The sequence below is a fragment of the Kitasatospora sp. NPDC059088 genome, assembly GCF_042738155.1.
Taxonomy (GTDB): Bacteria; Actinomycetota; Actinomycetes; order Streptomycetales; family Streptomycetaceae; genus Kitasatospora.
Genome location: NZ_JBHYGR010000302.1, coordinates 1 through 1,556 on the forward strand (window position 1 = coordinate 1; position 1,556 = coordinate 1,556).

General features: G+C 70.6%; 2 protein-coding genes. Both read right to left on the bottom strand.

Features of this window, described 5'->3' with window-relative positions:
- Positions 1 to 92 precede the first annotated feature (92 nt).
- A complete protein-coding gene (locus ACFWXO_RS45510) occupies positions 93 to 1,073 on the bottom strand; it encodes a hypothetical protein (protein ID WP_380533169.1) in 981 nt (326 codons plus the stop codon).
- Positions 1,070 to 1,459: an HD domain-containing protein gene (locus ACFWXO_RS45515; protein ID WP_380533172.1), complete on the bottom strand. Its 390-nt coding sequence runs from the start codon at positions 1,457 to 1,459 to the stop codon at positions 1,070 to 1,072. Before ACFWXO_RS45515 ends, ACFWXO_RS45510 begins: the two co-directional genes overlap by 4 nt.
- Positions 1,460 to 1,556 lie beyond the last annotated feature (97 nt).

The window sequence follows — 1,556 nt, forward strand, 5'->3', positions numbered from 1 at the left end:
CAGCAGCCTCGGCTACCGCAGTCCCGCCGAATACGAGACCGCCCTGGCGGCCTGACCACCACACCAACGGCGTCCGTCAAAGCGGAGCAAGCTCAGTCCCGGGGGAGGAACGCCTTCAACGCCAGTACGGTGTTCTGGGCGGAGGCTACTGTGTTGCACACGGTGAGCACGAACAGCCGCTGACGGCCACGCTCGAACAGCTGCGACACGACCCGGGCCCGGGCCCTGTCGCAGGCCGGAACCGCATCACGGCGCGTCGCCCGGGGCGAGCCTGGCAAACCGACCAACCGCACGGCCAGGAGCCTCTTCCGGCCGGTGGCCACCGCCTCCACCGTCGGGTGACCCGTGAGGCCGTCGACGTGGAACCACCCCGGGTAGGCGGGAAGGAACTCCGGCAACCGCAGACCCGGGGCGGACCCCGACAGGTAGGCCGCGGCCAGCGAACGGGCCAGCGAACGCGGCAGCGTGGCGGACATCAGCACGACCGGTACACCGAGCGCACCCCACCAGGCCAAGACGGTGCGTAGCAGGCTCTGCATGTAGGGGTAGTAGGCATGGCACTCGTCCACCACCAGAACCTTGCGGGTCAGACCGCCCATCCTTAGGACGTTGTGCCGGACCCGCAGCACCGCCAGCAGCACTTGGTCGATGGTGGAGACCGTCACCCCCGCCAGCGCTGGCCGGCCGCGGCCCTGGAGGAACTCCGGCGCGGGCGCGAGCACCAGCCCGTCGCCGTCGTCGTGGCTGAGCAGCGCGCCCTGCGGGCCACGTCCGGCCCGGCTGTGCGCCAACGTCACCGGCGACGACGCGGCCAGCGCCCGCCTCGCCCACCGCCAGACCCGCCGGAACGCCGAGTCGGTGGTGGCCACCGACGGCAGGGCCAGGTGAACCCCCATACGGGGCCCGCCCAGCCACCGCGCCGCCCACAGACCGCCCTCGGTCTTACCGCTCCCGGTCGGCCACATCAACACCAGCAGCCCCGCCCGGCCCGGCACCGCGCACCCGTGCAGCAGATCCAACAGCGACTTCTGCAACGTGTTCGGCTCGAACCGGAACCAGTCGAAGAACGTCATGACACCGGAGTCTCCTTCCACACCGGCAGACCCAGACCTGCGCCCTCCACCAATCGCGGACCGGCCACCACAGCCCGCTCCCAGTGCCGGACCACCTGCGACGGATCCCCCGCGCCGGTCAGGTGCTGCAACTGATCCACGACGAAGAAGCGTTGAGAGGCCAGCCAGTCAGCGAGCACTACAACCTCCCCAGCCAGCACCGCAGCCTCCACCGACAGCACCGGCGGCGGATCCGGAGCGCCCATGGTCTCCGCGACCGCGACCAGGTGGGCAAGCCGCTGCTCCTCCCACCGTCCTTCTCCCAACAGCCGCGCTGCGAGGGCTGGATAGCGCAGGAGGTTGCGGTGCGGCTGCGGGAAGATCCGTCCGTGGTGACCGCCGAGCAGCTGGGCTAGGTTCTGTCCGGCGGATCATGTGACTTCTCCATGCCGGGCTCGTTGTGCCCGGCATGGGGCGGGGTGATCTGACGAACGACGAATGGGG

Bases quoted from the DNA above. Each gene is read 5' to 3' on its own strand.
- ACFWXO_RS45510 (WP_380533169.1), bottom strand. From the start codon at position 1,073: ATGACGTTCTTCGACTGGTTCCGGTTCGAGCCGAACACGTTGCAGAAG.